The sequence below is a fragment of the Hamadaea flava genome, from assembly GCF_024172085.1.
In the GTDB taxonomy this organism is placed as follows: domain Bacteria; phylum Actinomycetota; class Actinomycetes; order Mycobacteriales; family Micromonosporaceae; genus Hamadaea; species Hamadaea flava.
On the sequence record NZ_JAMZDZ010000001.1, the window covers coordinates 3,982,718 to 4,000,083 of the forward strand.

General features: G+C 63.0%; 14 protein-coding genes. 9 read left to right on the plus strand and 5 right to left on the minus strand.

Translation table 11 applies throughout. The features are described from left to right. Positions 1–337: 337 nt before the first annotated feature. Complete coding sequence (locus HDA40_RS18665) at positions 338–1,180, minus strand: ISL3 family transposase (RefSeq protein ID WP_308197722.1); 843 nt, start codon at positions 1,178–1,180, stop codon at positions 338–340. A 594-nt stretch (positions 1,181–1,774) separates the two neighbouring features. On the opposite strand from HDA40_RS18665, the gene HDA40_RS18670 reads away from it, so the two are divergent. Then, a complete protein-coding gene (locus HDA40_RS18670) occupies positions 1,775–2,518 on the plus strand; it encodes a hypothetical protein (RefSeq protein WP_253757608.1) in 744 nt (247 codons plus the stop codon). Here the strand turns inward: HDA40_RS18670 and HDA40_RS18675 are convergent. Together HDA40_RS18675 and HDA40_RS18680 are read right to left on the minus strand one after the other, a co-directional pair. Then, a complete protein-coding gene (locus HDA40_RS18675; RefSeq protein ID WP_253757610.1) occupies positions 2,508–3,446 on the minus strand; it encodes a hypothetical protein in 939 nt (312 codons plus the stop codon). The genes HDA40_RS18670 and HDA40_RS18675 overlap by 11 nt on opposite strands. Before the next feature lie 36 nt (positions 3,447–3,482). Then, on the minus strand, positions 3,483–4,388 hold the full coding sequence (locus HDA40_RS18680) for a DNA methyltransferase (protein ID WP_253757612.1): 906 nt from the start codon (positions 4,386–4,388) through the stop codon (positions 3,483–3,485). 544 nt (positions 4,389–4,932) lie between these two features. Between HDA40_RS18680 and HDA40_RS18685 the strand changes: the two genes are divergently transcribed. Continuing rightward, the gene (locus HDA40_RS18685; RefSeq protein ID WP_253757614.1) at positions 4,933–6,168 is read left to right on the plus strand and encodes a DUF262 domain-containing protein; all 1,236 of its coding nucleotides are present in this window, start codon (positions 4,933–4,935) and stop codon (positions 6,166–6,168) included. Further along, positions 6,169–7,377 (plus strand): MAE_28990/MAE_18760 family HEPN-like nuclease, encoded by a 1,209-nt coding sequence (locus HDA40_RS18690; protein ID WP_253757616.1) that lies wholly within the window; start codon positions 6,169–6,171, stop codon positions 7,375–7,377. Between the two features lie 137 nt (positions 7,378–7,514). Here HDA40_RS18690 and HDA40_RS18695 read toward each other — a convergent pair whose 3' ends face one another. After that, positions 7,515–8,039, minus strand: coding sequence for a DUF1643 domain-containing protein (locus tag HDA40_RS18695; RefSeq protein ID WP_253757618.1), 525 nt, complete (start codon positions 8,037–8,039; stop codon positions 7,515–7,517). A 299-nt stretch (positions 8,040–8,338) separates the two neighbouring features. Between HDA40_RS18695 and HDA40_RS18700 the strand changes: the two genes are divergently transcribed. Together HDA40_RS18700 and HDA40_RS18705 are read left to right on the plus strand one after the other, a co-directional pair. After that, a complete protein-coding gene (locus HDA40_RS18700) occupies positions 8,339–9,139 on the plus strand; it encodes a hypothetical protein (protein ID WP_253757620.1) in 801 nt (266 codons plus the stop codon). Between the two features lie 55 nt (positions 9,140–9,194). Beyond that, positions 9,195–11,294 carry a DNA methyltransferase gene (locus HDA40_RS18705; protein WP_253757622.1) on the plus strand — a complete coding sequence of 700 codons (2,100 nt, stop codon included), beginning with the start codon at positions 9,195–9,197 and terminating at the stop codon, positions 11,292–11,294. Between the two features lie 257 nt (positions 11,295–11,551). On the opposite strand, the gene HDA40_RS18710 is transcribed toward HDA40_RS18705, so the two are convergent. After that, the gene (locus HDA40_RS18710; RefSeq protein ID WP_253757624.1) at positions 11,552–12,367 is read right to left on the minus strand and encodes an MBL fold metallo-hydrolase; all 816 of its coding nucleotides are present in this window, start codon (positions 12,365–12,367) and stop codon (positions 11,552–11,554) included. A gap of 294 nt (positions 12,368–12,661) precedes the next feature. Here HDA40_RS18710 and HDA40_RS18715 point away from each other — a divergent pair, with 294 nt between their 5' ends. From HDA40_RS18715 to HDA40_RS18730, 4 genes are all read left to right on the plus strand, one after another. Continuing rightward, positions 12,662–13,783 carry a serine hydrolase domain-containing protein gene (locus HDA40_RS18715; protein WP_253757626.1) on the plus strand — a complete coding sequence of 374 codons (1,122 nt, stop codon included), beginning with the start codon at positions 12,662–12,664 and terminating at the stop codon, positions 13,781–13,783. Beyond that, positions 13,783–14,568 carry a MerR family transcriptional regulator gene (locus HDA40_RS18720; RefSeq protein WP_253757628.1) on the plus strand — a complete coding sequence of 262 codons (786 nt, stop codon included), beginning with the start codon at positions 13,783–13,785 and terminating at the stop codon, positions 14,566–14,568. Before HDA40_RS18715 ends, HDA40_RS18720 begins: the two co-directional genes overlap by 1 nt. 149 nt (positions 14,569–14,717) lie before the next feature. Further along, positions 14,718–15,290: a peptidoglycan-binding domain-containing protein gene (locus tag HDA40_RS18725; protein WP_253757630.1), complete on the plus strand. Its 573-nt coding sequence runs from the start codon at positions 14,718–14,720 to the stop codon at positions 15,288–15,290. A gap of 152 nt (positions 15,291–15,442) precedes the next feature. Then, entirely contained in the window at positions 15,443–17,260 is a 1,818-nt protein-coding gene (locus HDA40_RS18730; RefSeq protein WP_253757632.1) for a glycoside hydrolase family 15 protein, read from the plus strand. The last annotated feature ends 106 nt before the right edge of the window (positions 17,261–17,366 follow it).

The following is a 17,366-nucleotide window of genomic DNA, read 5'->3' on the forward strand; positions in this document are numbered from 1 at the left end:
TTAGGCTGCTGGACCGTGCCCCAGCGCGTGCTGGATTCGCTGCCTCAGCAGGTGTTTTCCGCCGTCCAAGCACTTGGCGTAGATCTTATAGAGGACCTCGATGGAGCGCCCGGCCCACGCGGCGACGTCGGCCGGTGGAACGCCACCGTTGAGCCACGTCGAAACGGCGGCATGACGCAGGTCATAGGGAGTCCCTGCGAGGGGCGACGCCTGGACCTCCGGCGTGAACACCTCGGCGCGAGCGCGACGCCACGCCTTGTTGATCGTATTGCGTGGAAGTTCCTCGCCGTTGCGTTCCCCCCGGAAGAGCAGACCGTCTGACCCGACACCGAATCGCTCAACGTGCTCGAGGAGTAGTGCGGTCAGTTCCGGAGGACAGGGCACGGTGCGACTCTCCCCCACTGCGCGCTGCTTCAACCGCCGGTTGTCGCGATTCGTCCCGGTCGGGCTGCGTCGGATCTTCGGCCAGGCAGGCATGGTGGCGGGCGACGGTCTTCTCCAGGTGGTCGCCGAGGTTGCGCCACAGATGCCAGCGGTCAGCGACTTCGATCGCGGTCGGAGCGGCGGCGTGCACTGCTTCGGCGTAAACGCCGGCCCGGTCGCGGCAGACGACCTGGACCTCGGGATGCTCGGCCAGCCATGCTGCGAGGGTGGCCGCTTGCCGGTCGGGTAGTAGGTCGATCGGCCGGTGGGTGGCCATGTCGATCAGGATCGTGCCGTAGACACGGCCGCGGCGTAGCGCGAAGTCGTCGACGCCCAGCGTCGTGACGGCAACCGCTGCCGGGTCGGGCAGGGCGCGGACCAGGCGCAGCATGCTGCTACGGCTGACGTGCAGGTTCAGCTGCCGACACAGGCGGGCGGCTGCCCGCCCTGCCAGAGCCAGACCGATCTGTTCCAGCACATCACGCAGCGGTGGACAGCGTCGCGCGCATCGGTCGGTGAGGCCGCTGATCTGCTCGGCGAACCGGCGCACGGGACAATCGGCCTGCTGGCAGACGAACAACCGGACCGTCAGTTGCACCACGACCTGCCGTCCGCCCGTGGTCAGTTCGGCAACGTCACGCCGATACCGGCCATGCCCCCGCCTCGACGAATATCCACATCCCGGGCAGGCAGCAGTCGGCGTCCACGCTCGGGCACGGATCCGCACCTCGCAGCCAGTCTGGCTGACGACGTCCACAGCCAGCCCGGCCAGGTGAGGAGCAATACGTCGACGACGATCATCAGCGCACCGGCAGCCCTGTACATATTGGACCGACGGAGAGCCAGGGGCCAGCTTTGATCAATGAATTTGGACCAGATCCATTTTTTCAACCGGCGCCGACAGCGGGATGACAGGTGTCAATTGCGTCGTTGACGGATGGGGTCAGGGTCAGCGTGGACGTGTATCGCGGCGTGTGCCGCCGAACCCGGACTGGCGTTTGGTGGCGGGTCAGAGCTGGTGGGGATCACCGCCCACGGAACACCTGGTGCAGTACGAGTATCAGGCGCGATGCCCAACGAGCGACGAGATAGCAGCCTGCGGGCACTGGGCTGCCGAGCACGACTCAGTCCAGAGACGACAACGGGCATAGGGCAGGATCTCTTGCACTCGACCCCACGCCACGAAAGGGCCACAGTGACTATCCCTGTTGGGCGCTCGTCACAGCCTCATGATCTCGCTGCTGCGATCTTCACCGCACTGGCTGAAGAATTCCTGTACGCCACCCAAGCGCCACGGCCATTTTACCTTCGGGACAAGCAAAACACCCAGTCGGACCCCTTCGATGAACTGGTGAGCGACGTGCTGAGCCGCAGACTCCCCCAAGGGATCTTGGTGATTACGTCAGGCAAGCCCCTGGTAAGTCCCGACCTAGTTGTGGCTCGTCCGGAAGAGACTCGCCTCCTCATTGCGGGTGGCACCGACCTTGACGCTCGCCGCATCGTGGCGGTCGAGGTGAAGAAGGTCAACTCCGACGCCTCGGGACGAGCAGCGCGGAGTACTGGAATCGACTACAACTCGACTCCGCCCGCCGCCACGGTGAAAGTCGAATCTGCGGCCGGAAACCTGCTGCGCGTACCGGCCTTCTACCTGTTCGTTGTGCTTTTGCCTCATGGCGAGGACCAGGTCGTACAGACCTTGGCGCTCGTAACTGGATCCGCGCTGAACCAGGACATTCAGCTGTACGACGATGCGACAGGCGTCCGCCAGAAGAGCATTGGCTTGGGAACCTTTGGGGACGGGCTGGACAGGCAACGCCCAATGTTCGTCTTCGCAAACCCCCTCGGCTGGCCGTGGCTGACGGGGGAGGCCACGCTGCTGCATGACCGTTCTGACCTTGCAGAGGAGCAGAACCTCGTGCGCGTTCGAGAGGTCGAACGGACGGCGAAGGATGGCACTGTGCACACGTTCTGGTGCTACAGGCTACGCCGCGGCGTCCCGGATATCACGGGGCCCAAGGTCAGCGAGCCCTTCCCCACCCCGGCAAACCGGAAGACAGAGACAACGCCTCGGGGGCGGTTCCAGGTCAAGCTTTGAGCTTTTGAGAAGATACGGCGAACTCAGCGCACACACGGTCTGCCGCCACCCCAGCCTCGGCAAGGAGGTCGTCAAGAGAACGGTCGCAGGTCGGATCAGTGTAGGAGGCGACAACTGCCCCGCGCACAACCGATTGAATGTCGCTCCAGCCAACCGCTACACCGGCGTCCCGGCACTCGCGTAACTCCGTGACGACCCGATCGACGCTTGGACGCACGCCACCCGAGGTCTTGCGGCAGACGATCACGGCATCGAGGTTGGATGGATCGCTAGCGCCGGATTTGGGGGTTGCCACGCTCAATTCGCCCTTAACTGGTTGAACGGCGGTGATCACGAATCCGGCATTACGCAGTGCGGTTACTAACGCGGACCATCCGGCCGCACGGGCCTGATGGAAGGTGAAGGCGAGGATTCCGTCTTCCTTCAGGACACGAGCACACTCTTGCCATACATCCTCGATCGCCTTGGCGAATTCGTCCGAATCGGCCGACTGCACCTCGCCCTCTGCTCGGGTAGTGCTCAGCTCAGTTGGGTAGCCCTCGAAGGGCCGCACGCCGCGCAGCCACGCATGGAAGGAGTCAGCAAGTTCCGAGTAGTGCACGTTGTCAAGGTACGGAGGGTCATTCACCACCAGGTCGATAGCGGCGTCGGGCAGATCGAGGTGCGCCGATGACTTGCCCACGACCAAGGACGAGTTCGGCTGCCGGGTGAACTCTGACCACTGCTGCACGACAGGTGCATTCAGCGTCATGGAAATGCCGAACACACGCTCGGCGCCGACCAGGTCGTGTGGTGATTCCTTGTACTCAAGCACTCGCAGCAGGCGGCTCTTGAAAAGTGTCGAAAACGAGCCAGAGGAGGCGATGGTTCCCCAGGGATGCGCCTCCAAAGGCGTCCTTTCAGGCTTCAATATATGGTGAGAGAACACGTGCCGCACCGCTCCAGTTCCCTCGCCCTTGTATGATCAGAAGAGGTTGTTGAACTCCAGAACACCGGAGAATAGAGCGGCAAGCGCTTCACGCTCTGGGCTGATGGGCAGGTCCCGAACTGCAGCACCAAGCAGGCCGAGGCTATACAGCTGCCGCGCGTTAAAAAACTGTCGCCACTCCCGATAGCCCCATGACAATGCCTGGCGCGTGTTGTATCCGGAGTCAAGGCGGCCACAGGGCATGACGATCTTGTCCGCATTCTCGGTCAGAAGCTGCTCGGCTCGGCTATACAACTGCTCGTCGAATTCGCCAATGGGATCGTAACGGCGTCCGCCGTCGAGAGTGAGGACAAGCTTTGCGTACATGCGTTGCCTTGGCGGCTGCCCGCCGAGCGCATCGATGATTTTGGTCCGATGCCCTGCGGAGCAGGTCATGGTTGCTCCTGCGACTGGCCCATCGAATGACCCCGACCATCGACAATCGTGGCAGGTGAAGCGTGTGTCCGCGGAAAGGTCGACGGCGACTACCGCGTGACACTGAGGGCACGTTGCCTGCGCCGCCGGATAACGCTTCGGATATGCATGCTGAGCGAATATGTAACGAGAAAAGAGCTCGATTGGTGGCGCGCCTCCTGGACACAACGGGCAAGCCACGGTCGATACCCAGAGGTAGTAAAGGACGTGCTCCCCGTCCTTCGTCATATGAAGCGAGTCAATCTCTGCCTTGACGCGACTTTCGACGTCTTTAAAAGCTTCGGCGAGTGCTTCGTGATCCCACTCTGCCAATGCCTGACGCTGAACGAGAGTTGCCACCGGATTGATATCGTAGCCGATAACTCGGCAACCCATTTTCGCAGCCTCGACCAAGGTGGCCCCGGATCCTGCAAATGGGTCCAATACGACCACATCCGGCCGATGATTGAGCGACCCGTAGGCAGCCACCGCATCGTCGCGCGAGTCAGCGAGGGCGGAAGCGAGGATGCCTCGAAAGACACTACCCAGACGCTATGCCCACCTATTGTGCGTGTGGCTCGCCGGCCGATGCACCTCCTTGCGCCACGACTCTCGTTCTGCGGCGGCAGAGACAAACCCGGCCGGGAACCCTACCTCAAGTGCCGTCGCCTTCACCCCGCTAGTTTGGCAGGCGGGACCGACGATCCAACACGGGGGCGCACCGATAGTGTTTGGTTGACCAAGGCCCCAGTGACCGGGACCCTGTGAACGGTGTCTCCGGCCTAAGGGCCTGAAACACCGAGGCTGCGCGACGGCTCCGACCCGAGTGACAGGCATCAAGATGAAGCGCCGAGCCCGGCTGCTCTCCTGACATTTGCTTTCTAAGGGGTTCCGTGCGACAACCGTCGCGTGACAACCGGTCCCGGTAGAGACGACGCATATTCAGCGCCTTCCAAACCCGACACAGTCGCCGTAGGCTCAGGCATCGGGCGCCCGCCTACGAGGTCGACCGCGACTATGCGGAGGGTTCAACATGTCGACATACGATCTTTCCACCCTGGTGGAAGGCGAGCACATACCGTCGCACCAGCTCAGAAGAGCAAGCACACTGGGCGACGTCTCTGACGAGCATCTGAACGAGAAGTACATCCGCGGCGATGTCCGGATAGTCGTTGAACAAGCTCGCTACCCGCTGAAGCAAGTGTCCGATCTAGTAAAATCGGCCGACTACGATCTACAGCCCGACTTCCAACGGCGTCCACGCTGGAGCAGAGAAAGGCAATCGCGGCTAATCGAGTCCTTCATAATGAATGTCCCTGTTCCGCCGGTCTTCCTGTACGAGACTGAATATTCGCGTTACGAGGTCATGGATGGTCGGCAGCGCCTCACCGCAATTTCCGACTTCTACGAAGGTCGCTTCGAGCTTGAGGGTCTTGAGCATTGGGCCGAATTGAATGGCAGGCGCTACAACACTCTGCCTGAGCAGGTGAGGCGGGGTATTGACCGGCGATATCTGTCTTCCATAGTCCTTCTTCACGAAACCGCAAAATCTCCTGAACAGGCGGCGCGACTAAAGCAGCTGGTGTTCGAGCGTATCAACACAGGCGGAGAGGACCTGTCCTCGCAGGAGAAGAGAAATGCCTTATCTCCTGGTGAACTCAATAAACTATGCATCCGCCTGGCTCGGTTGCCGTCACTTTGCCAGATGTGGGGCATTCCGACGCCAACGGAGGATGAGCGTTTAGGTGACCCCAACTGGCAACCGCCTCCGGAGCTTGCCGAGAATCCTCTCTTCAAAAGGATGGAGGATGCTGAACTTATACTTCGATTCTTTGCTCATCGCCAGCGTCGTGAGCTTTGGCGTAGCGGAACGCGGCTCGAAGAGTACCTGAGCACGTACCTGCGAATCGGCAATGAGTTCAAGCAGCCGACTCTCGCCGCCCTCGAAGAAGTATTTGTCGCCACCAGCGACCTGGCCTTCCAGGTCCTCGGGGTCTCAGCATTCTGGCTCTACAGGGAACGAAAGGGTGCATGGAGTTGGGTAGCGCGTCCCACGCTTGTATCGTATGACTCATTCATGTGGGCGTTTAGTAGATTGCTCAAAAAGAAAGATATCCTTTTGCGTCGCGCAAAAGAAATTGACGGGGAATTGGCGAACTTTTACGTGAGTAATTACGCTAAATTCGACGGACGGCGAGTCAACACGAGCGACATTGAGGCAAGAGACATGGCCGCGCTCGCCTTCCTGCAGTCCTTTTGCGAGGTCTAGGTGGACCTCGCGACCCCAGTCTTGCAGGCCGACGAGGGATTCCGCGAGACACGGCAGCTGATCGAAATGTCAGCGCTGCTGTTAGATCTTCGCAGGAAGACAAGTGTGGCCGCGACAACCGATGAGGCTCGGTCGATATTCAAAATAGCAGCCGGCAACGGCTGGCGGCGGCAGGTGTACTCTGCCGTGATTGTACAAGCCTACGCAACGCACGAGAGGTTCGTTCGGGACCTTGCGAAGGCCGTGGGAGACTTTCTCACGGAAACCTACGCGACTTATGACGATCTCCCCAGGCGGACCAAAGACGAGCACATGAAACTAGCCGTGCGTCGGTTACAGGATGTTACTGAGCGTGGCCATTCTCAAGAAGTGGTGGACCCCCAAAGGATTTTGAGTCGTCTTACCGCCTGCTTGGACGGAGGACTGCAACTGAATTTAGACGTGCTTGTACGTCACCCGGCGAACTATCGAAGCGGGGTTGTCGAGGAGGTCTTTTCACGCTTCGGTTTGGATGTGCGCACCACCTCTTCTAGGGAAGATCTATCAGTCCTCGTTGGAGGCGTGCTCAATGGCGTATACGCGTCGGCCGCGAGCGTGGTGGACGACCTGGCCGATCGGCGCAACCAGGTAGCGCATGGAGGACTGGTCGAAGAGATCCTTGGAGCCGAGGACCTTGCAGGCATTGTCGATGCGGTCGCTGGCTACGACCTCTGGCTCGCCCGGCATGTTGCAGATTGCCTCTTATCGGACCTGATACGCCGCAACGGCACTCCGATTGCAACCGTTGATCGCACTTGGAGAAACCCTAACACAGGGATTAGCTCAATAGCCCGATTGGTTGATGTTGCTTCTAGCCTAATTCGAGGCGATGTTGTCTATGTCGTTATACCCCAAACGGCAAAAGCATCTACATGCTCGATTGTGAGTATCCAAGTGCACAATGAGCCTGCTGACGCAGCAAAGCCCGGCGGGGGACCATTTGGCGTCGACTTGGGACATGGTGTCACGAAAGGAGTCAGAATCTATGTCCTGAATGATCGATGGAAGTCAATCGCCAACGCTCTACGACGCGTGGCGGATCTGGCGCCGATAGGCCAGCAAGATCGCGCAATTGCCTCGCTGGTTCCTAGCCAGCACGAGCCTGAAGCGGCGGAGATGGTTGTTCTGGGCGGCATGACAGCGCCAGCGACAGAGCCAGCGACAGAATAGTCTAAATCGACGCAATTGAGCGATTCGCTCATGATCCGAGCCTTAGGCCGAAATTGTTGCGGTCCCGGCGAGGAGGAGGAAGCGCTATCTCAGGCCCAACGAGCCGCCATCGTTGGTGCACTGATGTGTACAGCCTCTCAACCGACAAGCGTGAGCCCCGCGTCTGCGTCACCGACTGGGTGCTCGGCCAGGACCTTCGCCAGACGATCCTCATACGATGAACCTTCTACACGACCCTTCTCCGGACCGACAAATTGCCTCCAGCGCGATGGATGACGAGGTCCGCCAGCCACCTGCCAGAATCGAGTGAAACGTCCTGCTAGTTGCGCCATGAGCCAATCGGCTTGCTGTCGTAGCAGCCTTCCAGTCGGGCCGGGCGAGGCACTACAGCCCCAGCCGAATAGCACTTCCTGGGCATCCCCCAGCGCCGCAGCGAGCAGGTGCCGGGAGCGCTCGAGATCGTGCGCGGTGATGCTGGTTTCGAGTAGCTGCGGTTTGTCCTTGGTGGGCACGTCCAGCAGGTTCGTGATAGTCAAGCCACCGCATGACGTCACGGGTAGTGCCGCGCTTAGGTTGCGAAACGAGGTCGTCTGAGCTGTTGCTTTAAGCGCTGGATTCAGCAGCACTGCGCAGAGCGTTCGTGTGGGGAGCTCGACGGACACCGAGGAATGGTCACACAGACTCCGAGCTGACGCACGTAGGACGGGCCATCGGCTTGTCGTCTATGGCCCGGTGTAGCAGGAGCCGCTTCTCCGGTCCAAGTCCGATCACACGGCCGGTGCTTTGCCGCAGCCTGTGGCGTTACGCGCAGCGACGACCGTGCTGCCGATACGCTGTCATCCGCGATGAGTGGGTTGCGAGGCCCGAAGCGCGGCTTCGGCAGCCGGGCGCCGGCGCGCGTCCGCACCGCAGGGTAGGTAGGGTTTGAAGTATGTCACGGAGCCGAGTAGAGGGCACTTAGTTGAGTACTGTCGAGCAGGTCTTGAGTACTGTCGAGCAGGTCTTCCTTGAGTGCGCGAGTGCTCGTGCAACCGGTGCCTTGATCCGCAAGGTGAGCGCGAGCGACAAAGAGTTTCATTTTCAGAACTGGGTTCAGGCCCGGCTTGATGCTTGCGACCTTCAATATGACCAGCCGGGCCGTAACTTATACCCAGACTTTCGGCTCGTGCATCACGCTGAAGGCTACGAGGTCAAGGGCCTGGGGTGGCCTGGCCGTGAAGCCAACTACGACTCCAACTCACAGGTGCCATCCGGAAAACACCGGGGACGCGATGTCTTCTATATTTTTGGCCGGTACCCGAATGACACGAACGGAATGGACGAGTACCCAGTCACAGATCTCGTCATCTGCCATGGCGACTTTCTCAACGCGGATTCCAGCTACGTCCATCTGAACAAGTCTTTTCGAGGCTTCGGATCATACGGTGACATCCTGGTACGGGACCGGAAGATGTATGTAGTTCCCACACCCTTTGCGCTAGCGGCCGGCACAGTAGGCTTGGCCACTCTGATCGTTCCTGCCAATTTTGTTCCAGAGAGTAAACAGCTCATTCGGGTCGGAGAACTTGCGCGAGTCGAAGTCGAGAAAATAGTCGTTTCGTACGAGTTCGATCTCCGGACCAATGAGATGCTTCGGCACATGGCACCTAACCCCAGTGCTGGCGTCGAGCACCGATTCCACGCTTACCGACCCAAGGGCCAAGGTGAGCAGAACCAGGTGACGCTCACTTCGGCGAGGGTAGAGGCACTCTCCTATGAATAGCCGCCGCGCGAACGTCCCCGTACGGTCAGCGCTTGAAACATGTTTCCCCAGCGCTATGCTGAGTACAGTCGGCACCCACGAGTCATGGCGCAAGGAAGTGCACCGGCCCGCGACGAGCACACATAAGTGGTGGGCTAAGCGACTCGGGTCAGTTTTCAGAGGAATCATTGTTGCCGCGACTACGGAGCAAGGCGGCGACGCTGCCGCGGCCTACTCGTGTGCCACCCGACTGACGGGCACAGTAGTCCTCGATCCGTTTGCCGGTTCAGGCGTCACTGGCGTCGAGGCTATCAAGTTGGGCGCGACGGCGATCTGCATGGATATCAATCCTGTCGCGACGCTTGTGCAGCGGCAAGCGCTCCAACCGTGGGATCTTGCCGCTCTTTACGACGCCTATGCACGCGTAGAACGCGCATCCCACGCCGAGGTCGACCGGGTGCACCGGACGGAAGACGGCCGAACGGTGCTTTACTACTTTTGGGTAGCGACTGCTGTGTGTCCGCAATGCGCTGTGAAGGTCAACCTGTTCGACTCGACAGTCTACTCCAAGGATGCTTATCCAAAGCGCAAGCCTAGAGCTCAGCTCGTGTGTCCCGAGTGTCTAGATATTCAGGAAGGCCGCTTCGACTTCAAGGCGGCTATTTGTGCCGCAGGTCACGAGTTCTCTCAAGCCGGACCGGTAGAGAGGTCGAAGGCAACGTGCAGGAACGGGCACTCGTTCAAAATTGTCAGTGCCCTTGGCGACCGTCCGCCTGAGTACGAGATGTATTCAAAGATGGTGGCGAACGCTAGAGGAGAAAAGTCGTACGAACCGATTACGCAATGGGATCGAGCGCTTTACATGGAGTGCGAGAACCTTCTGGAGCAGCTTCCGGACTCGGCGGTACTTCCCAGGGGTAGCCTGACCTCGGGTAACAACACGAATCAAGCGCTGAAGTGGAACTTCCGGGAATGGCGACAGTTCTTCAACGCACGGCAACTCTATTCCTTGTCCATCATCGCGACTGCCATTCGTGACCTGGACGGCCTGAGCGCTGAACGAGAGGCCCTATGCGCACTGTTTTCCGGAGCCTTAGAATTCAATAATCTCTTCGCCTCGTTCAAAGGCGAAGGAACCGGCGCGGTGCGGCACATGTTCTCCAATCACGTCCTCAAGCCGGAGCGAACGCCCCTCGAAGCACACCCGTGGGGCACCCCCCAGTCCTCAGGCGCCTTCTCGACGCTTCTGAAAAGCCGTATAGAGCGGGCGCACAACTACAAGGAAGCGCCGATTGATCTGACGGTTCGACATGGCAACGTCGCGCGTACAGCGGAGCTATCGACTTCCATTACCGCGCCGCTGCGTGAGGATTGGATGAATCTCGGTACCGGTGGCGCGTACGTGGTTACGCGCAGCGCTGCCGATACTGGTTTGGCTGATGCTTGTGTCGACCTTGTGATTACCGACCCTCCGTTCATGGACAATGTCCACTATGCGGAGCTAGCTGACTTCTTCCATTCCTGGCTGCGCGAAATGCGCCCACACGCGGACTACCCCTCGGACGACACAACTCGTAGAGCCGGCGAAGTCCAGAATGCGGATCCGGCGGAGTTCGGCAAGGCGATCGAGGCCGTCTGGGTTGAATGCGAGCGCCTGCTCAAGCATGGTGGGCTGTTGGCCTTCACGTACCACCAAGCCCGGATCAGCGGATGGGCTCGACTCATCGAGGCACTCCACCGGGCGGGCTTCGTCGTCACCGCCATACAACCAGTCAAGGGAGAGATGACGACTAGCGTGGTGAAGGCTGGTGCGTCCGAACCATCGAATCTCGACAGCATCGTTGTTTGCCGCCGCGCCGCTGACGGAGCGACCAGCCCGCATTCATCGCTGGATCAAGCGTTCGAGTATGCCTGTGCGCAGTTGGGCGCGCTTCGCGATGCTGGCGTTGATGTAGGCAAAGGTGATGTCCGCTCTGTTGTAAGAGGAACTCTGCTGGCGCACCTCGCGGCAGAAGGCGTTACCCTAGATGACGCGTGCCAGGAGGTCGTGGACCGGCTCGCCAGCCAAGCGGTTGAGGCGCTCGCCGAAGGTCAGCGGCCCAGGGCGGTGGAACACACCTCAACCCGCGTTGACGGCGCAGCCGACGATCGACAGCTCGCCCTTTTCGGTGGCTGAAGTCCTTCAGAGGTCCGACCCGACGGTTGTCCAGGCCGGGGCATTGGCCTAGCAAACAGCGTTGGTCTGTCAGCGTCGCTCGACACCGACAGCCCAACGAAGGCGGTGATTTTATCCCCTCAGGACAATGTCAGCCATCACGTTCCGCTGATGATCGCGATGTCCCCGATGTGTCCAGACGTTCCCATGTTCGACGGGACTCTCCGGGGGCACCACGCGAAATTGCAGAGGGTCACAGTCCACGCGGACTGTGGCCCTTACTTTTTGGCGGCGAGGCTCTGGATCTGCCCCTCGTGCACGTCGGCTACCCACTCCCAGCCTGGCTTGGCCGAGTGCCCGATCCGCAGGTCGCTCGGAACTCGGCCCTCCCGCAGTGCGATCACGTACGCCCGGTCCTGCTCGATCCGTTCGCGTAGCTGTTCGGCTCCGCCGACTGATCCGTGGCCCGGGATGACGAAGTCGACGTCGCCCGCCACGCTTTCGAGCAGCCGCAGTGCGGCGAGGTAGTCCTCGATCGGGTCCGCTGCGCCGTGCACGTCGAGCATCGGAATCAGGACGTCGGAGAGCATGTCGCCGGCGACGAGGACGCCGCGTTCTTCGATGAATAGGGCCGCGTGGCCGGGCGCGTGCGCCTGATGTTCGATGATCCGGATTTTCGGGCCGTCCCAGGGAAGCTGCGTCGTCTCGGCCGGCAGGGCTGTGATCAGGCCCAGCAGGTCCAACGGGACACGCTCGGCGATGCCCGTCGGTTCCAGGTGGGCGGTGATCTCGGCCTTCGCGCCTGGGTCGGCCAGCTGTTTTCGGACGGAGTCCGCGCAGCGCGCCGTCCCATATCGAGGCACCGTGCCGAACGGGGCGAGCCAGAGCAGGTGATCCCAATCCGGATGCGTCGAGAAGCCGGCGGCGACGGTCTGCCCCAGGTCGGACAGGTCGTCGGCGAGGCAGGCCATTTCGTGGTCCTGCACGCCCGGATCGATCAGCAGCACGCCGTCTCGGCCCAGGACGACGATGGAGTTGGTCTGGACGAATTCGCTCTCGTGGACCAGTACACCTTCCGTGACCAGTCTCAGCATGATGGCTCCTTCCGTCGGCGGGTTCGCCCCCGATCGTCCGGTCAGGTGTTGATTGTCGCCCATCTGCGACGTCGCCACTCGCGCGACGCATCCAGGTCGCCCGAGGGGTGAGCGACGCATCCAGGTCGCCCGAGGGGTGAGCGACGGATCCAGGTCGCCCGAGGGGTGAGCGACGCATCCAGGTCGTCCGAGGGGTGAGCTAGGTCATGGTTGAGGTTGACCTCGGGTCACGGTGCAGGCTCAGCGCAACGGCATACGCCGACCAGGCAAAACCCGATGTGAGGAGCGATCACCATGTCCGTCGACCTGTCCCAGTCGACCACCGGAGCCCGTCAGGAGCGACCGGAACTGCAGCAGGCGATCGAGGAGATCGTCGAGTCCGGCTTCGTCGGAGTGTCGCTCCGCGTACGCGATGAGCGGGGTGAGTGGCTCGGCGCCGCCGGGGCGGCCGAGCTGGGCGGGACCACGAAACCGCCGGTGAACGGGTATGTGCGGATCGGCAGCAATACCAAGACCTTCATCGCGGCCGTGGTGCTGCGGCTGGTGGCTGAGGGCCGGATCGGGTTGGACGACCCGGCGGCGGATCATCTGCCCGAGTTCGAGCTGGACGAGCGGATCACGGTGCGGATGCTGTTGCAGCACACCAGCGGTGTGTTCAATTTCAGCGGCGAGGTCGACGGCGACGGGACCATCGTGCCGGGAATCCTCATTCCGTACGGGCCTACGGGCGATCGGTGGCCGGATCACCGGTTCAGCGTTCATCGGCCGCAGGACTTGGTGCGGTTGGCGTTATCCAAGCCGGCGCGGTTCGAGCCGGGGACGAGATGGAGCTACTCCAACACCAACTACGTGCTCGCCAGGTTGCTGATCGAGCAGGTCACCGGGCGTACGGTCGCCGAGGAGACACAGCGGTCGATCCTGGGGCCGCTCGGGCTGTCGGACACGGTGCTCCCGGACGCGTCGCCGGAGATCCCGGAGCCGTACGCCCACGCCTACTTCCGGTACGCCGACGGTAACGCGCAACGGACGATCGACATCACCCGGCAGAATCCGTCGTGGATCTCCAGCGGCGGCGACATGATCTCCACCGTTCGGGATCTGGGCACGTTCATCTCCGCGCTGCTGGGCGGCGAGCTTCTGCCAGCCCCGTTGCTGGCCGAGATGTGTACGCCCCACCCGACGGGCATCCCGAACATGGACTACGGGTTGGGTGTGTTCGTGCTGGCCACGGCCGGCGGCCGCACGGTGATCTCTCATAACGGCGCCGCCGTGGGCCACGCGGCGCTGATGTACAGCACACCGGACGGTCGCACGACGCTGACTGCCGCGCTGAATTGCGTCGACGACCCGAACCTGTCCATCGCGCCGGCCTTCCAGATCGCGCAGCATAGGCTGCTCGGTGAGGTGTTCGGCTGATGAGAAGCGGCGTCACGATCGGGCGGGCGGCGGCCTTCGTCGGCGTCACGGTGAAGACGGTGCGGCACTACCACCGTCTCGGTCTGGTCCAGGAACCGGATCGTGACAGCTCCGGCTATCGGCGGTACGGGTCGGCGGAGCTGCTGCGGCTGGTGCAGGTCCGGACGCTGGCCGCTGCCGGGGTCCCGCTGGCCGAGGTCGGGTCGCTGCTCGACGCTGACGCGGTCCTGTTCGCGGCTGCGGTCTCCGAGGTCGACCGGCAGCTCACCGACCGGATCGACGAACTGGTCGCGCGGCGGGACATGCTGCGCCGCCTCGCCGACGGCGACCGGGCGTTGTTGCCGGACCGGGCGGTGGCGTTGCTGGATCGGATGCCGGATCTCGGATTCGCGGCGGACGAGGTGGCGGCGACCAGGGAAGGCTGGGTGCTGGCCCGGGCGCTGGTCCCGGAGGGCTTCGACGATTATCTCGCCCATTTCGCGAACGCCCTCGAAGATCCCCAGCTCGTCGCGTTGACCAAGCTGGCCGCGGAAGCCGCGACCTGGGAGCCTGACGACCCGCGGATCGCCGAGGTGGCTGCCGTCGCAGCCGAGCATTATCTCGCCAACCCGGCACTGCTGGAGACGGTGACGAGTTTGCAGGCCCGTACGGATTTGGCGGCCCGCTACACCTTGATCGCCCGCTCCGGCGCCAAGCAGACCCCGGCGGCAATGCACCTGACCTCGCTGTTCGAGGCCCGACTCCGGGAGGCCGGCGTACGCGTTCCGCGGCCCGAATCGTCCTGATCCACCGCGTTCGGCAGCGGTCGATCAGCGGCTGCAAGCAACTGAGCAGCAGTTGAACAGGTGCCGCCCTTGATCGACTTTGCTAGCGTGCGGAGCGGCGAGGGGTTACGCGACCTTCGTCGGCAAATGTTCTCGATCCGAGGAGACTCATGTCTTCAGTGCAACCTCTCCGCCGTCTGTTCCGCCGTGCCGCCGCTCCCGCCCTCGGCGTGCTGCTGGCCCTCGGCGTCACCGTGGCCATGGCCTCGCCGGCCTCGGCCAACGGTTCCTACAGCGGCCGGGCCTATGTCTACGGCGCAGGCGTCGTGAGCGACGACTTCAACGATGAAGGCGTCGTCAACGTCTCGACGAATCGGCTCACCAATGCCACGTGCCTGTGGCAGACCATTCTCTACGCCAGCGGATACCTTCCGGCCTCCGGCATCGACGGCGCCTTCGGCGATCAGACGGATGCCGCGACGCGCAACTTCCAGCGCGACCGGGGCCTGGTGGTGGACGGCTCTGCCGGGAAGGCCAGCTGGGCGAAGGCCGGCGACCGGATCTCGCAACGCGACAACCAGAACGGCTGGCTGTACATCATCTTCGATGGTGTGGCGGGTTCTCGCAGCTCCTACAGCTCGCACGACTTCGTCCTGCAGCGCTCGCCGGACGGGAACTACCGGTTCTACCCGCCGAACGGCGGCCCCTACTGGGCGGGCTACAACTCCCGTACCTGCTCCTGATCCTCTTTTGTGCAGTGGGCCCTCGGCGTACTCCGCCGGGGGCCCACTTTCGTGGATATCCGGTGAGTGGATATCCGGCAATCCGGCCGGACAGCCTCCGTGCCAGGGCTACCGTGGAGCTGACCTGCCCGGCGAGGACGGTAGGTGGCAGCATGCTCGATCTCGATCCGCCGTTCCGCCGGCCGGTCCGGCTCGACGGATACCCGCGACTGGAAGACCTCGGCCTCATCGGTGACGGCTCGACCGCCGCGCTGGTGGGGCTGGACGGCACGATCCACTGGATGTGCGTACCGGGGTTCGATTCGCCGCCGCTGTTCGGCTCACTGCTGGACCGCGTACGCGGCGGCTCGTTCACCTTGACGGCACAGGGCCTGGTGGACGCCCGGCAGCGGTACGAACCCGACTCGGGCGTCCTGATCACCGAGCTGCGTACCGACAGCGGCCTGCTGCGCATCAGCGATGCGCTGGTGTTGCGGGCGGGCGCCGACTTGAGCGACGACGTGTCGAGCGATCGGGCCGAACTGGTTCGCTCCGCCCTCGTCGTCGAGGGCCAGGTGACGGTCGAGCTGGATCTGCTTCCCCGCGGCGAGGTGGAGGCCCGTCCGGCGGTGGACGGGCTGGAGGTGCAGATCGCCGGCCGTCCGGATCTGCGGCTGCACCTTCGCGCCGATCGGCCGCTCGCCGGACTGCGCAGCCAGTTCGACCTGCGCCAGGGCGAGCACCTCGACGTCGTGCTGAGCTGGGGGCGTTCCCGTCGGCATCACCGCTTCGACGCGGCGGCGATGTTGCGTGCCACGACCCAGTCGTGGCGGCAGTGGATGGCCGACTTCCAGTACGCCGGACCGCAGGAGCGAATGGTGCGGCGGGCGGCGATCACGTTGAAGATGTGCGATCACTGGACGCACGGGTCGCTCATCGCCGCACCCACGTCGTCGTTGCCGGCCCCGATCGGCGGACCGCGGAACTGGGACTACCGGTACGTCTGGATCCGGGATGCCGCGTTCAGCGTGTTCGCGTTGCGGCGTATCGGTTTCGCGAGTGAGGCGGACGCGTTCCTCGGCTGGGTGCTGGACGCGTTCGAACGCGGTCGCCGCCCGCGCATCATGTACGCGATCGACGGCGGACTGGTGCCTGACGAGGTGGAGGACGCCGACTTCGAGGGCTACCGTCGATCCCCTCCGGTGCGGTGGGGCAACGGCGCCGCCGATCAGCGGCAACACGACGTCTACGGCGAAGTGCTCGATTGCGCGTACCAGTGGGTCAGAGGCGGTGGGCGCCTCGAACCCGCGCTGTGGTCGAGTCTGGCCGGTCTCGCGGACATCGCGGAGACCGCCTGGCGGCAGCCGGACCAGGGCATCTGGGAGGTACGCAGCGAGGGCCGGGTGTTCACCTATTCGGCCGCGTTGTGCCAGGTGGCGCTGGACCGCGCGGCGGTCCTGGCCGAGCGGCACGCGTTGCCGGGGCCGGTGGCGCGCTGGCGGGCGGCGGCCGACGATCTGCGGGCGACGATTCTCGACCGGGCTTGGAACGACGAGGCCAAGACTTTGAGCGAGCACCTCGACGGCAGCGACAGCCTCGACGCGAGCCTGCTGGCTTTGCCGTTGCGGCGGGTCGTCCCGGTCGACCATCCCAAGATGGTCGCGACGGCCGACGCGGTGGCGCAGCGCCTGTCGGCCGGGAACGGTCTGCTCTACCGCTACCTGCACGAACATTCGCCGGACGGGATCACCGGCGACGAGGGCGCGTTCCTGCTGTGCAGCTTCTGGCTGGTGGAGAACCTCGCCGGGCAGGGCCGGCTGGACGAGGCCGAGGAACTGTTCGCGTCGCTCTGCGATCGGGCCAGTCCGCTGGGCCTGCTGCCGGAACAGATCGACCCCGCGACGAACGGCTTCATCGGCAACTTCCCACAGGCGTTCAGCCACATCGGAGTGATCGCCGGCGCGGTCACGCTCGCCCGCGCCCGCTCCTGACGCCCGCTCCGACGCCCGGGTGGCAGCTCTACGGCACCGCACCGGATCACCGTTCTGGGTCGAATCTTGCGCCAAGATTCGACCCAGAACCGTGATCCAGCGCCCT